Source organism: Ruegeria arenilitoris (assembly GCF_013035425.1).
Taxonomy (GTDB): domain Bacteria; phylum Pseudomonadota; class Alphaproteobacteria; order Rhodobacterales; family Rhodobacteraceae; genus Ruegeria; species Ruegeria arenilitoris_A.
Window position 1 is genome coordinate 227259 of sequence record NZ_WQHX01000004.1, and the last position, 18145, is coordinate 245403.

Annotated in this window: 17 protein-coding genes; 13 read left to right on the forward strand and 4 right to left on the reverse strand. The window is 53.1% G+C overall.

The window, feature by feature from the left end; all coding sequences use genetic code 11:
• The first annotated feature begins 50 nt into the window (after positions 1 to 50).
• Entirely contained in the window at positions 51 to 1709 is a 1659-nt protein-coding gene (gene betA, locus GOV45_RS13585) for a choline dehydrogenase (RefSeq protein WP_170478734.1), read from the forward strand.
• Between the two features lie 141 nt (positions 1710 to 1850).
• Positions 1851 to 2090, forward strand: coding sequence for a YdcH family protein (locus tag GOV45_RS13590; protein ID WP_170478736.1), 240 nt, complete (start codon positions 1851 to 1853; stop codon positions 2088 to 2090).
• A gap of 62 nt (positions 2091 to 2152) precedes the next feature.
• On the opposite strand, the gene GOV45_RS13595 is transcribed toward GOV45_RS13590, so the two are convergent.
• Entirely contained in the window at positions 2153 to 3553 is a 1401-nt protein-coding gene (locus GOV45_RS13595; RefSeq protein ID WP_170478738.1) for a helix-turn-helix domain-containing protein, read from the reverse strand.
• Between the two features lie 63 nt (positions 3554 to 3616).
• A complete protein-coding gene (locus tag GOV45_RS13600) occupies positions 3617 to 4822 on the reverse strand; it encodes a multidrug effflux MFS transporter (protein WP_170478740.1) in 1206 nt (401 codons plus the stop codon).
• A 182-nt stretch (positions 4823 to 5004) separates the two neighbouring features.
• Here GOV45_RS13600 and GOV45_RS13605 point away from each other — a divergent pair, with 182 nt between their 5' ends.
• From GOV45_RS13605 to GOV45_RS13625, 5 genes are all read left to right on the forward strand, one after another.
• Complete coding sequence (locus GOV45_RS13605; protein WP_170478742.1) at positions 5005 to 6537, forward strand: acyl-CoA carboxylase subunit beta; 1533 nt, start codon at positions 5005 to 5007, stop codon at positions 6535 to 6537.
• Between the two features lie 141 nt (positions 6538 to 6678).
• A complete protein-coding gene (locus tag GOV45_RS13610; RefSeq protein WP_254442588.1) occupies positions 6679 to 7095 on the forward strand; it encodes a DUF6497 family protein in 417 nt (138 codons plus the stop codon).
• A gap of 2 nt (positions 7096 to 7097) precedes the next feature.
• Positions 7098 to 7451: a hypothetical protein gene (locus tag GOV45_RS13615; RefSeq protein ID WP_170478743.1), complete on the forward strand. Its 354-nt coding sequence runs from the start codon at positions 7098 to 7100 to the stop codon at positions 7449 to 7451.
• Positions 7452 to 8007: 556 nt separating this feature from the next.
• The gene (locus GOV45_RS13620) at positions 8008 to 8211 is read left to right on the forward strand and encodes a hypothetical protein (RefSeq protein WP_170478745.1); all 204 of its coding nucleotides are present in this window, start codon (positions 8008 to 8010) and stop codon (positions 8209 to 8211) included.
• A 120-nt stretch (positions 8212 to 8331) separates the two neighbouring features.
• Complete coding sequence (locus GOV45_RS13625) at positions 8332 to 10377, forward strand: acetyl-CoA carboxylase biotin carboxylase subunit (RefSeq protein ID WP_170478747.1); 2046 nt, start codon at positions 8332 to 8334, stop codon at positions 10375 to 10377.
• Positions 10378 to 10453: 76 nt separating this feature from the next.
• Here GOV45_RS13625 and GOV45_RS13630 read toward each other — a convergent pair whose 3' ends face one another.
• Positions 10454 to 10900 carry a DUF4174 domain-containing protein gene (locus GOV45_RS13630; RefSeq protein ID WP_170478749.1) on the reverse strand — a complete coding sequence of 149 codons (447 nt, stop codon included), beginning with the start codon at positions 10898 to 10900 and terminating at the stop codon, positions 10454 to 10456.
• A 168-nt stretch (positions 10901 to 11068) separates the two neighbouring features.
• Between GOV45_RS13630 and scpA the strand changes: the two genes are divergently transcribed.
• The 6 genes from scpA to GOV45_RS13660 all read left to right on the forward strand — a co-directional run bounded on the left by scpA (position 11069) and on the right by GOV45_RS13660 (position 16552).
• Positions 11069 to 13195, forward strand: coding sequence for a methylmalonyl-CoA mutase (gene scpA / locus GOV45_RS13635; protein ID WP_170478750.1), 2127 nt, complete (start codon positions 11069 to 11071; stop codon positions 13193 to 13195).
• A gap of 120 nt (positions 13196 to 13315) precedes the next feature.
• Positions 13316 to 13912: a VOC family protein gene (locus GOV45_RS13640; protein ID WP_170478752.1), complete on the forward strand. Its 597-nt coding sequence runs from the start codon at positions 13316 to 13318 to the stop codon at positions 13910 to 13912.
• Positions 13909 to 14397, forward strand: a complete 489-nt coding sequence (locus GOV45_RS13645; RefSeq protein WP_170478754.1) for a GNAT family N-acetyltransferase — start codon at positions 13909 to 13911, stop codon at positions 14395 to 14397. The genes GOV45_RS13640 and GOV45_RS13645 overlap by 4 nt, the downstream gene beginning before the upstream one ends.
• A 45-nt stretch (positions 14398 to 14442) precedes the next feature.
• The gene (locus GOV45_RS13650) at positions 14443 to 15123 is read left to right on the forward strand and encodes a molecular chaperone DjiA (protein ID WP_170478756.1); all 681 of its coding nucleotides are present in this window, start codon (positions 14443 to 14445) and stop codon (positions 15121 to 15123) included.
• 3 nt (positions 15124 to 15126) lie between these two features.
• Positions 15127 to 16140, forward strand: coding sequence for an endonuclease/exonuclease/phosphatase family protein (locus GOV45_RS13655; protein WP_170478758.1), 1014 nt, complete (start codon positions 15127 to 15129; stop codon positions 16138 to 16140).
• 37 nt (positions 16141 to 16177) lie between these two features.
• Positions 16178 to 16552 carry a hypothetical protein gene (locus GOV45_RS13660; RefSeq protein WP_170478760.1) on the forward strand — a complete coding sequence of 125 codons (375 nt, stop codon included), beginning with the start codon at positions 16178 to 16180 and terminating at the stop codon, positions 16550 to 16552.
• A 12-nt stretch (positions 16553 to 16564) separates the two neighbouring features.
• On the opposite strand, the gene GOV45_RS13665 is transcribed toward GOV45_RS13660, so the two are convergent.
• Complete coding sequence (locus GOV45_RS13665; RefSeq protein ID WP_254448005.1) at positions 16565 to 18109, reverse strand: Ppx/GppA family phosphatase; 1545 nt, start codon at positions 18107 to 18109, stop codon at positions 16565 to 16567.
• Positions 18110 to 18145 lie beyond the last annotated feature (36 nt).

Consider the following 18145-nt stretch of genomic DNA (forward strand, 5'->3'; position numbering starts at 1 on the left):
GAGACCAGGCCATTAAGAACTCTGATCCCCCGGGCAATGGAGATTAAATAATGCAAGCAGATTTTGTCATCGTAGGCGCTGGATCCGCCGGATGTGCGATGGCGTATCGGTTGAGCGAGGCGGGTGCCTCGGTTCTGGTGATTGAACATGGCGGTACCGATGCGGGGCCGTTCATTCAGATGCCGGCCGCACTTAGTTACCCAATGAACATGTCGCGTTATGATTGGGGCTATAGGTCTGAACCAGAACCTCATTTAAACAATCGCCGGCTGGCATGCCCTCGGGGTAAGGTCATTGGAGGATCTTCCTCGATAAACGGGATGGTTTATGTACGAGGGCACGCGCGTGATTTTGACACCTGGGCCGAGATGGGAGCGAACGGGTGGTCCTATTCCGATGTCTTGCCTTACTACAAACGCATGGAAACATGGCACGACAACGGTCATGGTGGGGATCCAACGTGGCGAGGTAAAGACGGGCCTCTACACGTATCGCGCGGACCGCGTGAAAACCCTTTGTTTCAAGCCTTTGTCGACGCGGGAAGGCAAGCCGGCTACGAGGTAACAGGCGACTACAACGGCGAAAAGCAAGAAGGCTTTGGCCCGATGGAGCAGACTGTCTGGAAAGGTCGACGATGGTCAGCAGCAAACGCATATCTAAAGCCTGCGCTCAGGCGCGAGAATTGCAGTATCGTCAGGGGACTGGCTGCACGCGTCGTTTTTGAGGAGGGACGTGCAGCAGGTGTCGAACTGATCCGCGGTGGGAAGAAGGAGGTTATCAAGGCCAATCGAGAAGTCGTTTTGGCGGCGTCGTCGATAAACTCACCCAAATTGCTGATGCTGTCCGGTATCGGGCCGGCCTCACACTTGGCGGAGCACGAAATCGACGTGGTTGCGGATCGACCCGGCGTCGGCGCAAACCTGCAGGATCACTTGGAACTGTATATCCAGCAGGCATCCTTGCAGCCGATTACATTGTACAAACACTGGAACCTCATCAGTAAGGGTCTGATTGGTGCGCAGTGGCTGTTCACCAAAACTGGGCTTGGGGCATCAAACCAATTTGAAAGCGCTGCGTTCATCAGGTCGCAACCAGGTGTCGAATACCCAGATATCCAGTATCACTTCTTGCCTATGGCGATACGTTATGACGGTCAGGCCGCCGCTGAAGGACATGGGTTTCAGGCACATGTTGGCCCGATGCGTTCCCCGTCCCGTGGTACGGTCACGTTGCGATCAAATCGACCTGAAGATGCACCGGTGATCCGTTTCAACTACATGAGCCACGAAAAGGATTGGGAGGATTTCCGGACCTGCATTCGACTGACACGAGAAATCTTTGGTCAGGAAGCATTCGAACATTTCGCGGGGGAAGAAATCCAACCTGGCGCGTCTTTGCAATCCGACGAAGAGTTAAATGGTTTTATCGCTGAACATGCAGAAAGCGCCTATCACCCTTGCGGAACCTGTCGAATGGGACGGACTGACGACAAACAGGCCGTTGTTGATCCGCATGGGCGCGTGATCGGAGTCGACGGGTTACGCGTTGCAGATAGCTCGGTCTTTCCGCAGATCACCAACGGAAACCTGAACGCTCCTTCTATCATGGTGGGTGAGAAAGTTTCGGATCACTTGTTGGGCAAAGATCCTTTGCCAAAAGCAAATGACAGGCCTTGGATACATCCCAACTGGGCATCGCAGCAAAGGTAAAATTCTGGTCAGGGCGAACCTGATGGGATTATTCTTTTTGGTGTCAAAATTGATTTGGACGGAAACTTGATCGGGGTCAAAGTGACGGCCTCTGGACATCGATAAAACTTGGACGCAACGCCAAACAAAGGAGCGAACAGGATGTCTCACACCCCGCATGAACTGGCCGAAGAATTCCCAGACAAGGTTGAACTGATGAGCCAGCTTAAACAAACCGATGCACATTTTGCTCGGCTGGCAGAAGAGTATCACGAATTGAATCGCACTGTTCATCGGGCCGAAACCAACGTTTCACCGATGGAGGAATTGGCCGAGGTCGAGCTGCGGAAAAAGCGTGCAGCCCTCAAGGATGAAATCTGGGGGATTTTGTCGAAAGCTTAACTTGACGGGCGGGATCATCCCGCCCTTAAACCGGCTTAAGTGTCGTCGTTCCAGAACACATTTCAAGTCACTTGATACGGTAGTGTTCCGCGGGTATGCGCGTCTATGGTCAGTCGCCTTTCCAGCGGCGGGACAGAACGCTGGTGGCAGGTTTGACGCTCACATATTCTGCATGAGATACCGATCGGCTCATAGGCGCTCGCATTGTCGATATCGAGGTTGTCAGCATAAACAAGTGCTCTGGCATGACGTGTCTCGCACCCTAGGGCTATTGCATAGCGGCGCACAGGAGCCCCGAAAGAACCGCCGGATTTCGAAACATCGCAAGCTAACGAAATATACCTTACACCGTCTGGCGTTTCAGCCAGTTGGCGCAGGAAATGTCCCGGTGTTTCGAATGCTCGATGAACATTCCAAAGCGGGCAAGCGCCACCAAACCGCGCAAACTGAAGCCGAGTGGCGGAATGGCGTTTGGTTATTGTTCCTGCCTGATCGACACGCACAAAGAAAAACGGGATACCCTTCGCGCCGGGGCGTTGCAGGGTGGACAGCCGATGCGCAACTTGTTCGATTGAGGCGCCGAAACGGTTGCTAAGAAGTTCTAGATCGTGCCGAGCTTCTTGCGCAGCCGCAAGAAAGGTGGCGTAGGGCATCAATGACGCGCCAGCGAAATAGTTGGCCAAGCCGATCTTTGCGATGGACCGCGCCTCTTCGCTTTGAAATTTAGCAAAGTCCAGAGTAGCTTCGAGCAATTTGTCCTGGTTTATCAAAGCGACCTGAAGCAAGAGCTGAAAAACCTGTGTCTGCGGCGCTGCACGCGATGACAAACGCAGGGTTTTGTTTGCCACATCATAGCTGCGGAGAGTTTCAATATCGGCGAAACTAACTTGAATTCCCTGCGCTGAAAGGCTATCGACCGCGGCTTTTCGAATGTCGCCAACATCTGCAGCTTGCGCAGCAAATCTCTCGGCTGCACGGTCGACGGCATCAATGTAGTTGTCACAATAGTGAAAAAAATCTCGAACCTCTTCCCACGGGCTTGCTTGAATCTGAGCATCTTCCCGACCCAAAGCTTCGTCCAGCGACGCCAGCCGTTCGTGGGTTTGGCGATAGGTTCTATGCAGCTCGATAAATGCACGGGCAAGGGCAGGGGCATTCGAAGCCGTCAACCTTAGATCCGCCAATGGCGGCATATTGTCGGCAAACAAAGGATCGGCCAATGCCTCACGCATGTCGGAAACAAGCCGCTCGCTGTCGCCGGTACTCAGTTCGGTGACGTCCATCCCGAACTCTTGTGCAAGGGCAAGAACAACAGTGGTCGAGATCGGCCGGTTATTATTCTCCATCTGGTTCAGGTAGGGCAGGGAAATACCTAGCTTGGCGGCAAATTCCTTTTGGGTCACGGCGAGGCGCGTGCGCATTTCTCGTAGTTTCGCGCCTGCGTATAGCTTTTGAGTGGCCATTGAGTGCCTTTGCAGATTTACTTCACCGGAAAGCTAACTTTGCAAACCGGTGTTCGCAAGCTCTTACAGGCCCAACTGCCGTTCACGCACAATTACAGTATAGATGGCAATAATTGCCATAACTGAGGTGCCCAACATCAGCCATAGCAGGGGCATTGCTCCGGTCTCGCGGGTCAGCATGGCACCTGCTGACGCGCTAAGGGCTGCCCCGCCGCCCAGCATAATGGCACCGCTCAATCCCGAGGCCGTCGCGGCCAGATGTGGACGCACTGACAGTGCCCCAGCTGTCGCATTTGGAATGGACATCCCGTTGCCGAGGCCGACAAAGGTCATAAAGCCGAAAAAACTGAGGGCAGTACCCAAGTCAGCCAAGAACACGGCGGCTGACAAAATCACCCCAATAGCGTTCAGCCAGCAGCCATAAAAAACCATTCTGTTGACGCCAAAGCGCACTGAATATCTTCCGCTAATGAAATTCCCGAAGAAGTACCCAATTGCCGGTGCGCCAAAATAAACCCCAACCTCAGATGCGCTCAATCCAAAAACCTGAGTGCCAATGAATGGGGCGCCGCCCAGATAGGCGAAGAATGCGCCCGAAGAAAGAGCAGAGGACAATGAATAGCCCCAAAATCGAGGCGATCTCAGCAGTTCTGGAAATTCGCGGAATTGCTCGATAAGTGTTTTGCCGCTCTTGGCTGCAGTCTCGCCAAAGTCATAATAAGTTAAGCCGAGTGTAAGTGCTGCCAATCCGAAGGGCAGCCAAAAATTAGCCTTCCAACCAAACCCTTCCTCCAGAAATCCACCGATTGCCGGACCGATCATAGGTACTATGGCCATGCCCATGGTCACATACCCAATCATTGATGCTGCTTGATCTTGAGAGTACATGTCACGAACTGCGGCTCGGCTAAGCACGATGCCAACTACGATAACGGCCTGACACATTCTAAACGCTAGGAATACCTGCGCGTTGGGGGCAAAAATACAGCCCAATGTGGAAAGCAGAAACAGGGCAAGCCCCCATAAAAGAACCGGCCTGCGTCCGGCCTTGTCCGCGATAGGGCCGATAAGAATCTGGAGCACTGCGTTTACCAAAAGGTAGAGCGCTATGGACAGTTGCATGACTTTGTAGTCAGCGTCGAAATAAAGAGCCATGTTGGGTAGACTGGGCAGGAACAGATTCATGCTCAGTGCGGAAAGCCCGGAAAGTAAAACAAGTGTTGTTATGCTGGGCGGAGATCGATGCGATGATTGAGAGCTGAACTGCATGGTTCACATGTATAGGTAGGTTTGTTCGATTACTATTCGTCTTTGCAATTGATTTGGTGAGTTAGCAACTTTGCGTTTTCCTAGGGGCGGATTGCTACTAGTTTGCAAATTTGCCGAAAAACTCTTTGGTCGGTGCAGGCTTAATTATAAAGTCGCGCCAAATTTGACAGGGGATTATCGCCATGAAAGACATCCTTTCCGAGCTTGAAGAGCGCCGTAACAATGCACGGCTGGGCGGTGGGCAAAAGCGGATCGACTCGCAGCACGCAAGAGGGAAGCTTACTGCGCGTGAACGAATCGAATTATTGGTCGACGAAGGCAGCTTTGAAGAATTCGACATGTTCGTCAGCCACCGTTGCACTGATTTCGGAATGGAAAACCAAAGGCCCGCAGGGGATGGAGTCGTTACTGGTTGGGGCACGATTAACGGTCGCATGGTATATGTATTTTCGCAGGACTTTACCGTTTTTGGTGGTTCCCTGTCAGAAACGCACGCTCAGAAAATCTGCAAAATCATGGACATGGCTATTCAGAATGGTGCGCCTGTAATTGGCATCAACGACTCTGGCGGAGCGCGAATTCAGGAAGGTGTGGCGTCGCTTGCAGGATATGCTGAGGTGTTTCAGCGAAATATCATGGCGTCGGGCGTGGTGCCGCAGATTAGCGTTATTATGGGTCCATGCGCTGGCGGAGCGGTATACAGCCCAGCCATGACGGATTTTATTTTCATGGTGAAAGACACGTCTTACATGTTCGTTACGGGCCCCGATGTCGTGAAGACCGTGACGAACGAAGTTGTTACCGCAGAGGAATTGGGTGGAGCTTCCACGCACACCAAAAAGTCCTCGGTTGCGGACGGAGCGTTTGAAAACGATGTCGAGGCATTAGCTGAAGTTCGGCGCCTAGTTGACTTTCTGCCGCTGAATAATCGTGAAAAGCCACCTGTTCGCCCTTTCTTTGACGAGCCTGACCGGATCGAAGCATCATTGGACACTTTGATTCCGGACAACCCAAATACCCCCTATGATATGAAGGAACTCATTACAAAAGTGGCTGACGAGGGTGATTTCTACGAAATTCAGGAAGATTTTGCCAAGAACATCATCACCGGATTCATCCGTTTGGAGGGACAAACGGTAGGTGTGGTCGCCAACCAGCCGATGGTTCTGGCCGGTTGTCTGGACATCGACAGCTCACGAAAGGCAGCCCGGTTCGTAAGGTTCTGCGACTGTTTTGAGATTCCAATCTTGACGCTTGTGGACGTGCCCGGCTTTTTGCCGGGGACCTCGCAGGAATATGGCGGCGTAATCAAGCACGGCGCGAAATTGTTGTTCGCGTACGGAGAAGCAACAGTTCCAAAGGTTACGGTAATTACACGCAAAGCCTACGGCGGTGCGTACGACGTGATGGCTTCAAAACATTTGCGCGGGGATTTCAACTATGCCTGGCCGACAGCCGAGATTGCCGTCATGGGCGCGAAGGGCGCGACCGAGATTATTCACCGCGCTGATCTTGGTGATGCCGACAAAATTGCGCAACACACTCAGGACTATGAGAATCGCTTTGCCAATCCGTTTGTTGCGGCAGAGCGTGGCTTCATTGACGAGGTGATCATGCCTCATTCCACCCGTCGTAGGGTTTCTCGGGCATTCGCGAGCTTGCGAAACAAAAAGCTGAAAAACCCATGGAAAAAACATGACAATATTCCGCTCTAGCTGCAACGGGGCGTAACACTGCCTGACGATTAGACACGTTCAACACTTAGATGCCATTGCGCTAGTTAACCAATGAACCGCCGCAAAAGACATATCAGCAAGAAATCCAACCGCGTCTTTCGCTTAGCCTCGGTGTCAGGCATGAGTCGTCTGAGGGATAAACTTGGATGGTCGACATTGGTTTTGTCTGTGGCGTGGTTCCCAGGGCAAGCAATGGCGGAAAATCTTCTGCCAGTGCCATCCGGGCAACCGGTTGAATTAAGTAACGTTCTGCTAGACACCAATCCGGGCGAACTTTGGGTGCGGTTTCGGTTTGTTGCGCCCAAAATCGGTTCGACCGTCGGGCGCATCACCTATGATGTGGCTGTTGTCGATATGGCGCACCTTTGCGAGGTTTTGGCGGTTCCTTATGTAGCTCAGCACAAACTGGATCCAGCACGGGTTGTTATCTCATTCTCGGATCGGCCAATCGATTTCGGCTCCTCTTCGCCCGAGGCGACGCAATTTTTTGAAGCCTACCGATTGGAACAATCCCAGTGTATTTGGGAAGGGCTTTGATCATGATAAAGCACCGTGGATTTCCCGGTCGCCTGGCCGGCACCGACTATCAGTTCACAATTCGCCGGGCCAATCCCAAAGGCGTAACACCTTTGACCCGCAGGAAACGTTTTCGCGATCGAAAACCTGCTGACCGGCGGGCTGACGCTGCGTTTTTCGAGGCTTTATGGCAGCATTTCGGCGATCAGCCTTTTGAGCGCGGCAATTTGGATGCTGGTCGGCTGAGCTGGCTGTTTGGACGGGAAGTCGTCGCTGCAGAAGACCCTTTTGATCCGTCCAGCTACGAAGCTTTGTTGGTAATTGACGTGGACACGGCACGACAGTCTTTTGCCGATATATTGGATGGGGTGCGGTAAAGGTGACTGGGACAGCTGAAAATCATATTCGTGATAGACGGAATATGAGGCCCAATGCAGCTGGCATGAGAGTACGCTCACGCAAGTCGAAAATTGCCCCAAAATTCCGGATGTCCGATAGGAACCAAGAAGGCCATGTGCATTTAAATTTACTCACAAACTGGGTTCTGGCGTCATATGAAGCTACTGAATCGAGTAATTCCGGAATAGGCGCAAAACTGCGCGACAATAATTCCGATGGGCAGGTTTCAGCCGGAATCGCAACTGGAAAAAGTGCATTGTTGGCGGCTGAAAATGTAGCATGCAAGCTGTCTGTGCCGTGCGGCTCAACTTTGCCTGCGTCGCACATGCACCTACTATTCCGTACCCCTTCCTTCCGCGGGCAGGTCTGTGTTCCCCACATATCTCTGTCCGCGGTTTTCTTTTTGCCGTTCTCCTACCGCGAACAGCAACTTTCTGCGCATTATCGAATGTCTCAGATGTTGTTATTGAATAACAACGATGGATTGTACCATTTGCCACCGACAACAATTAGAAGGCGTAAAGGGCAGAATAAATGCGAATCTCGAAACTCTTGTTTGTTGCGACGGCCTGCGCGGGTCTCGCAGCGTGTGGCGACACCGTCGGTGAACAGGCGCTGCTTGGTGGCGGCGCGGGAGCTGTGGGCGCAGCAGTGGTCAGTGCCGACCCGCTATTGGGCGCGGTGGTCGGCGCCGCAGGCAATGTGCTTTACTGCAAAACACAGAACACTTGTAGATAACCCGGAATTCTTGCGGGCGCGTGCCGTCGCTCCTTCCGATATCAAGCTAAACGCCGTTGCTGGGGTCAGATCCTGCAACGGCGCTTTGCGTTTCCCGAATACAAAGACAAAGGACGTTTCATGTTCAAAAAGATCCTGATCGCCAATCGGGGCGAGATAGCCTGCCGCGTCATCAAGACGGCCCAAAAGATGGGAATTGGCACTGTTGCCATTTATTCGGACGCCGACAAGAACGCGCTGCATGTTTCAATGGCTGATGAGGCTGTTCACATCGGACCTCCGCCTGCCAATCAATCCTATATCGTGATAGATAAGGTAATGGACGCCATCCGACAAAGCGGGGCGGAGGCGGTTCACCCTGGATATGGTTTCCTATCTGAGAACGCAAAATTCGCAGAAGCGCTAGAAGCGGAAGGTGTCGCGTTTGTCGGCCCGCCAAAGGGCGCAATCGAAGCGATGGGTGACAAGATAACGTCAAAGAAAATCGCTCAGGATGCGGGCGTCTCTACGGTGCCGGGCTATATGGGTTTGATCGAAGACGCCGAAGAAGCGGTGAAAATTTCGAACGAAATTGGCTATCCGGTGATGATCAAGGCCAGCGCTGGTGGCGGTGGCAAGGGAATGCGAATTGCGTGGAATGACGGCGAAGCGCGAGAAGGCTTTCAGTCTTCCAAGAATGAAGCGGCTAATTCCTTTGGCGACGACCGGATTTTCATTGAGAAGTTCGTGACACAGCCACGTCACATTGAAATTCAGGTGCTGTGCGACGGCCATGGCAATGGAGTCTATTTGGGTGAGCGCGAATGTTCGATTCAGCGACGCAACCAAAAAGTTGTGGAAGAAGCACCGTCGCCCTTCCTTGATCCTGACACGCGAAAAGCCATGGGAGAGCAGGCAGTGGCCTTGGCCAAAGCGGTGGACTATGCCAGCGCGGGGACGGTTGAGTTCATCGTTGACGGGGACAAGAACTTTTACTTTCTCGAAATGAACACACGTTTGCAGGTCGAGCACCCGGTGACCGAGTTGATTACCGGCGTCGATCTTGTGGAACAAATGATCCGAGTAGCGGCGGGTGAAAAGCTGTCGATTACGCAGGACGAGGTGACCTTGACAGGATGGGCTATTGAAAACCGTCTGTACGCCGAGGATCCCTATCGAAATTTCTTGCCATCTATTGGCCGTTTGACCCGCTATCGCCCACCGCAAGAGATTGCCGCTGGTCCGCTTTTGGCAAATGACAAATGGCAAGGCGATGCGCCTAGTGGCGAAAATGCGGTGCGCAATGACACTGGCGTTTATGAGGGGGGCGAGATCAGCATGTATTATGATCCGATGATCGCCAAGTTGTGCACTTGGGCGCCAACGCGAGAGCAGGCGATCGAGGCGATGCGCGTCGCGCTGGACAGTTTCGAAGTCGAAGGTATCGGGCACAATCTACCATTCCTATCAGCGGTGATGGACCACTCAAAATTCATAAGTGGTGACATGACGACGGCCTTTATTGCCGAAGAATATCCTGACGGCTTTGAAGGGGTCGTATTGCCCAAAACTGATCTGCGTCGCATCGCTGCCTCCTGCGCAGCAATGCACCGTGTCGCTGAAATTCGCCGGACGCGTGTCTCGGGAAGAATGGACAATCATGAACGCAAAGTGGGCAACCGCTGGGTGGTTACGCTACAGGGTCATGAATTCGCGGTTCGGGTTGGAGCCGATAAAGAAGGCGCAACCGTTCGTTTTGAAGATGGTTCTACCCTGCGCGTCACATCTGACTGGACGCCCGGCGATCAACTAGCGGTTCTTGACGTTGACGGCAGCCCGTTGGTCCTTAAGGCCGGAAAGATCTCGGGCGGTTTCCGGATCCGTAATCGGGGGGCAGACCTTAAGGTGCACGTGCGGCGTCCGCGTCAAGCGGAACTAGCCAGGTTAATGCCGGAGAAATTGCCGCCTGATACTTCGAAAATGCTGCTTTGCCCAATGCCCGGACTGATCGTGAAGATTGATGTCGAAGTCGGTCAGGAGGTGCAGGAGGGGCAGGCCCTGTGCACAGTCGAAGCGATGAAGATGGAGAATATTCTGCGCGCTGAAAAGAAAGGCGTTGTTGCCAAAATCAACGCGGGTCCAGGCGACAGTCTCGCAGTTGATGATGTGATTATCGAGTTTGAGTGATCATGATGACCCAGTCGCCAAGTAAACGGATCTCGACGGCTTTGGGCATTAGTATTTGGCGACCGGAATGTCGGGTTTATCCCCCTTCACGGCGTTCGCGAATTTCGCGTTGGCGCAACGGGGTTTTGTCGATTGATCTACCGATTTCCCGAACGCTCCAAGGCGAAGGTTTACGTAGTTTGACCACGCCGTCTTTGTCGACAAACACCATCTGGAACCCTCGTGGGCGCAGCTTTGATCGAACGGCAGAGCGTGCCGATGGGTCAGTGTCTGTAAAGACAATTACGTCGCGATCTCGCATGGCTTCTTCACCGTCCAGCAACATGTCGATCTGCTCTTGGAAGCGGGGATCGGCTGGCGTGTCTGCAAAGACAACAATTGGGCGGTGGGTCCAAAGAAACTCGCTCAGGTCGCTATCGCCTGCCGGACGAATGAAATCATCGTCCGCGGGCGCAGCGCCATCAGCCGCCCACGCAGCCAAGGGGAATAGTGTCGCAAAAACAAAGGCAAGCGTTCGTGTCATAAGGCCTCCTGCTGAGATGAATATAGCCTGTGTACCGACGAATGCGACCAGCGAAATTCACATGGCGCTCAAAATGTCGCGCATCACTGCGATTCAGGTGATCACCCGGAACACTTTCAACCGCAGTTCCAACTCTGCGGAGATCAGAATTAACAAGAGGAACATGCAATGACCAACGCGAAGGACTGGCAAGCGCTTGCAGAGAATGAGCTGCGCGGACGTCCGTTGGACGATCTGACTAAGGATACACTAGAGGGTATTCCGGTTAAGCCACTGTATACAAAGGAAGATACTGAGGGTCTGCCCCATATGGGGTCTTTGCCCGGTTTCGGGCCGTTCACACGCGGTGTGAAGGCGACAATGTATGCCGGGCGTCCATGGACGATCCGGCAGTATGCCGGTTTTTCTACCGCCGAGGAATCAAACGCTTTTTATCGCCGCAATCTGGCAGCCGGACAGCAGGGTGTTTCCGTGGCATTCGATTTGGCCACCCACCGGGGTTACGACAGCGATCATCCGCGTGTGGTCGGTGACGTGGGAAAAGCAGGGGTCGCTATCGACAGCGTTGAAGATATGAAGATTCTGTTTGATGGAATTCCGCTGGACAAAGTTTCGGTCTCCATGACCATGAATGGCGCGGTTATCCCCATTCTGGCGAGTTTCATCGTCGCAGGCGAAGAACAGGGGCACGACAAATCTGTTCTGTCAGGCACCATTCAGAATGACATTTTGAAAGAGTTCATGGTGCGCAACACCTATATCTATCCGCCTGATCCTTCGATGCGGATTATCTCGGACATCATCGAATTTACTTCGAACGAGATGCCGAAATTCAATTCAATCTCGATTTCGGGCTATCATATGCAAGAGGCTGGCGCGAACCTCGTTCAGGAACTGGCCTACACGCTTGCCGATGGGCGTGAATATGTGCGAGCGGCGACCGAGGCCGGCATGGACGTGGACAAGTTCGCAGGTCGTTTGTCGTTCTTTTTCGCTATTGGCATGAATTTCTTTATGGAGATAGCGAAGTTACGTGCCGCACGCACCTTGTGGCACAGGGTGATGACTGACTTCGGTGCAAAGTCCGAGCGGTCGAAAATGCTTAGGACCCACTGCCAGACATCGGGCGTGTCTTTGCAAGAGCAGGACCCCTATAACAACGTCATCCGCACCGCTTATGAAGCGATGAGTGCTGTTCTGGGTGGGACACAGTCGCTGCACACCAATGCTCTTGATGAAGCAATTGCGCTGCCCACCGATTTCTCGGCTCGCATCGCGCGAAACACCCAGTTGGTACTGCAGGAAGAAACCGGTGTTACCGACGTGGTCGATCCGCTTGCTGGTTCTTACTACATAGAAAGCCTTACCAATGAGCTGGTTGAAAAAGCCTGGGCATTGATGGAGGAAGTCGAAGAAATGGGCGGCATGACCAAGGCTGTTGCGTCGGGAATGCCGAAACTGCGGATCGAGGAAAGCGCTGCGCGTCGTCAGGCCATGATCGACCGGGGTGAAGAAGTCATCGTCGGCGTCAACAAATACCGCAAGGAACAGGAAGACCCGATCGATATTCTCGACGTCGACAATGTTGCCGTTCGCGAGGCTCAGGTCGCCCGACTAGAACGTATCCGCGCTACCCGTGACGAGGCCGCGTGCCAACGCGCGTTGGACAATCTGACCGCAACCGCGCGCGAAGGTGGCAACCTGTTGGCGGCCGCTGTTGAGGCAGCCCGCGCCCGCGCATCCGTAGGAGAGATCAGCATGGCAATGGAAAAGGAATTCGGTCGTCACCGGGCCGAAGTAAAGACACTGGCCGGAGTCTATGGTGCCGCTTATGAGGGCGACGAAGGTTTTGCGGCAATCCAGAAATCGATCGAGGAATTCGCCCAATCCGAAGGTCGTCGCCCGCGTTTGCTGGTTGTCAAAATGGGTCAGGACGGCCATGACCGCGGTGCCAAGGTGATCGCAACGGCGTTCGCGGATATCGGATTTGACGTGGACGTAGGGCCTTTGTTCCAAACGCCAGCCGAAGCTGCACAGGATGCGGTGGACAATGACGTTCACGTGGTTGGAATATCTTCACAGGCGGCTGGCCACAAAACTCTTGCGCCTCAACTTGTCGAAGAGCTTAAGAAAGCAGGGGCAGAGGACATAATCGTCATTTGCGGCGGCGTGATTCCACAACAGGATTACCAGTTCCTCTACGATCACGGCGTGAAGGCGATATTCGGACCGGGCACTAATATTCCTGAAGCCGCCCAGGACATTCTGCGGTTGATTGCCGTCGCCAAACGCTAATGCTTTGATGGCGGCGAACAAAGTTTTTCTTGTTATGTCGTGTGTAATAAGTTTGCGACAAAGATGTTGTCGTAGGTGCGGTGTTGAATATGCCGTCCAATGTTCTGAAGGAGGCTATAGATGCAATTGGATCACATAGCGGTTTCAGGCAGTACGCTGGAAGCCGCGACTGCGCACGTCGAGCAAGCTCTTGGTGTTTCTTTGCAGCCGGGAGGCAAACACGCGAAATTCGGTACTTACAATCGCCTGCTTGGGCTTGAAGACGGTCTTTATTTGGAGGCAATCGCAGTCGACCCAGATGCGCCTGCACCCGAACAACCCCGTTGGTTTGATTTGGATCGTTTCTCTGGTCCTGCGCGTCTGACAAACTGGATTTGCCGCGTGTCGGACATTGACGCCATAACTTTGCCTGACGGGCCAGTAACTCCGATAGATCTGGATCGAGGTGCATTACGGTGGCGTATGGCGGTGCCCGCCTCGGGGAGGTTGCCGTACGACAACCTGTATCCGGCGCTAATCCAATGGCAGGGGGATTTGCACCCTGCACGAATGTTGCAATCCAGCGGTGTTCGATTACGGCGCCTGATTGTATATCACCCTGACGCTTTGGAATTGGCAAAGTTGTTGGGACAGATAAAACTGATCGAGTTCGATACCGGTCCCGCAGCGATACGGGCAGAGTTTGAAACGCCCTGGGGCGTTCGCACCTTGGAATGAAAATCCGTCACGCACAGCCCGCAGATTCGGCTTCTATTACTCAGATCACCAACACAATCATAAGAGACAGTCTTGCGACCTTCACAACTGAGGAGCGCCAACCCGAAAGTATTGCAGCAGATATTGAGGCTCGATCCGGGTATTTTCTGGTGGCAGAGGAGGAAGGGAAGGTCCTTGGGTTCGCCACATATGGCCCATTCCGGTCAGGGCCTGGCTACGCACATACCCGCGAGCACTCAATTCAACTGACGCCTGAGGCGCGAGGCAGAGGAATAGGTCGCGCTTTGATGACTACTTTGGAAAATGCGGCAATTGAAAATAATGTCCATGTTTTGGTCGCGGGTATTTCATCTGAAAACCCTACGGCGATAGCCTTCCATATGGCGCTTGGATTTTCCGAAGTTGGCCGGATGCCGCAGGTTGGACGAAAATGGGGGCGTTGGCTTGATTTGGTTTTGATGCAGAAAATTCTTGCATCGAACTGAACTGTTGCACCTGACAGCGGCAGCACGGCGCGTTAGGGTGCGCTCATGTCGATATGGACCAGAATATCAGATGCACTAAACGCGCTAGCCAAAGGCGAAAGTCTGACTGCTGTTTTTGAAAAGTTGCGTACTCCGCCTGAGCGTTCGGTGGCCTTTGCAATCGCCGTAATCGCGTTAGGGGCCAAGATGGCCAAGGCCGACGGACATGTGACCCGCGACGAGGTCACCGCTTTCCGCGAAGTCTTTCAGATCGCTCGCGAAGATGAGGCTGGCGCGGCAAAAGTGTTCGACATGGCGCGAACGGATGTGGCAGGTTATCAGGATTACGCAAGAAAAATTTCGCGCATGTTTGCGGACGACAACAACACGCTATGCGATTTGATGGAAGGACTGTTCCATATCGCAATGGCAGACGGTTTTTATCATCCCAACGAAAACGAATTTCTTGCAGAGGTCAGCCGCATCTTTGGTCAGTCCGAGGCTCAGTTTATGGCACTTCGAGCGCGATTTGTCCTGGACGCACCTAATGATCCCTACACAGTGCTAGGGGTTGCGCCCGACATGCCTTTGCCGGAAATCAGGCGAGTTTGGCGGCAGCTTGTGCGCGAGACGCATCCGGACGCAATGATGGCGCGCGGAGTTCCAGAAGAAGCCGTGCGCCTCGCTGAAAAGAAAATGATAGATATCAACCGCGCCTGGGACGAAATCAACGGCGCAAGGGTCTGAACTATGCGGATGGCCACCTATAATATTGAGTGGTTTGCCAATCTGTTCGACCGCAACGACAAACTTATCGTGGATGATAGCTGGTCTGGGCGGCACGACGTAACAAAAGTTCAGCAAATTGAGGCTATCGCCAAGGTTTTGACGGCAATTGATGCCGACGCAATTTTGATCGTCGAAGCACCCAACACAGGCAGAACACAGAACACCGTGCGTGCACTTTTGCGTTTTACTGAGGCATTTAACCTGAGAACCTCACAAGCGGTGATGGGGTTTCCAAATGAAACTCATCAAGAGTTGGCCCTGCTGTATGATCCATCCGTGATGACACTCAGGCATGATCCGATTGGGGAACCAGCCGATGAAAACGGCAGCCTGGATGCACCGCGGTTCGATACCTTCTTTCGTATCGATCTAGATGTGGACGCGACTGAGGATATTGTGAGGTTTTCAAAACCTCCGCTGGAGTTGGAGATTGAAACCAACTCGGGGAAAACATTCCGTTTGATTGGTACGCATCTGAAATCAAAGTCGCCGCACGGAGCGACCACTCGGGACGAAGCGATCCGACTTTCCATTGCGAACAGGCGAAAGCAGCTGGCGCAGGCCGTGTGGCTGGCTCAACGGGTACGGTCACATTTAGAAAAATCCGAGCCCGTCGTTTTGTTAGGCGACCTGAACGATGGCCCCGGTCTGGATGAATTTGAACATTTGTTTGGAAGATCATCCGTCGAAATCCTGCTCAAAGCGGGCCTTTACGACCCGCACGCTGCACAAACGCATGGCCCGCGACCAGACGTTTCTCTTTCAACGGCAAGGTTCGCTTTACCACAGGAGGGCAGGTATCTTGAGGCGCTGTTGGATTACATAATGGTCAGCAAGGATTTACGTGATCTTCAACCTCGCTGGAGAATTTGGCATCCGTTTAAGGATGCTGCCTGCTGGTCTAACACGGAATTGCGCGACGCGCTGCTGGATGCTTCGGATCATTTTCCGGTCACTCTGGATATTGATCTCTGACCTTTCAACAAAGGTATCAGCGTCCTATATTTCCAGCATGACACGTATTCTATTGATCTGCGTTGCGAGCGTCACTGCCGCATTGCCTGCAAAGGCGCAGGAAAATAATGGCAAATCGCTTATGGAACGCGGAGCTGAAATGTTCCTGGAAGGTTTGCGGCAGGAAATGGAGCCCTCTTTTGATGAATTGCTAGGCTTTGCTGATCAGTTCGGGCCCGCGATGCAAACATTTATTCAGGAAATGGGACCAGCGCTTGCTGAACTCGCTGCTCAGGTTCAGGATTGGGGGTTATACGAGACGCCCGAAATGCTGCCTAATGGCGACATCATAATTCGAAAAAAACCTCAGCCCGAGGAACCTGAGCCTCCTAGGGCACAAGAACCTTCAACGGAAGAATTCACTGATATCTGAGTTCTGACAAGTTCAACCCTGCATGATTATGCGTGTATCGGAGTTCAAGGCGTTTGCCAGAGATTTGAACCTTGCCTCAGCCACTTCGTTGAACAAAGGCGCGGCGGATTTGGGGAGTATCAGGTCAAGTTCTTGCTTTTTTGGGAAAAACCGGAGTTTTCCCATCGCTGCATCAGGTTGCATCCATAGCATCGCACCGAACCGCAGTGCTTTACCCAAAATTTCAGCCTCATTTTGTCCGCGCTCATCCAGCAATTCGTACAATGGGGCAAAGCGGTTTCCTTCGCGCTTGTTGCGATAACGGTGTTGCAGAGCCAATCCAATGAAAACTCTTTCTGAATGTTTCAGTCCACTCATGTTGGCTCGGGTAACATATTCGAAACACGCTTCGGCGCGATAGTCGGGATGGGCTCGCCAGCTGACGTCGTGTAGCAGACAAGCCGCCTTGATCAGGCGAACTTTTTGGGGTGGCGCTGATTTAAACAGGGGCATCACGAAGTCGAAAAGGTGCTTTCCAAATCCGGGCAGGCGGGCATCCTTGGCTTCGGCGAACCGGCTCGCTTCGATCAGGGGATCGCGGTCGCGAACACGTCGCGGCATTTGTTCGAACAGCAACCCTTCACGAATGCCATAACTTGAGATTGCAATGTCTTTTGGTTTGAATGTCCGGATTAATCGGGAAAGAACGTCCATCGCATAGGGCATTAATGCCATGCGCGAGCTTGAGACACCCGCCTGACTGCGCAGCTTGTCTGGGTCCCCATTTTCAATGAACTTAATCGTATCGCGGACCGCCTTGTTACTCATACGGTATTCATGCAGTACATTCAGGGGGTAATTCCGACGCAACATATCCAGTCGTGCAAATGCCCGCCAACTTCCGCCGACAAGAAACAGACGGTCCTTTTGCGGACCCATCTGATCCCGCATTTCTTCCATAGTTGCTTTGATATGCGCCTTTCTGGCTCGTCGCCCGCCTTTGATGTCGCGCAATTTTAGAGGGCCAAGTGCCGAAGTCATTCTGCGGCCAACTTTACCATCACCAATTTCTGCCAATTCGACCGAAGAACCACCAATATCGCAAATCAATCCGTACGCTCCAGGCCAGCCGAGCAAAACACCTTGGGCAGATAATCGCGCTTCTTCTTCGCCATCAACGACGTTGATGTTTAGGCCGGTCTTGGATTTGACCTCTTCGCAGAATTCCGGGCCATCCTTGGCTTCTCGCACGGCGGCGGTGGCAACAGAGTGTAAGGCTGGCAGGCCGAGATCGTCCGCAAGAACTTGAAAGCGATGTAACGCCGCAAGTGCGCGTTCCCGTCCAAGTGGGTTCAGGCGACCCGTATCTGAAAGCCCAGCGCCAAGTTCGCACATGACCTTTTCATTGAAGAAGTAGGCAGGCGAACGCGCGGCACCATCAAAGATAACCATTCGGACAGAGTTCGATCCAACGTCAACAACCCCAACACGGGCCAGCGCCCTTGCACCGGGGTCGTCGAACAAAGGCCTTCCAAACGGGCCGTAGTCCGCGGTGTCAGTCTCGCCGGTCTGTTCCATGAATTCCCCATTCCTTTGCTTAGCAGGATGCGAAAT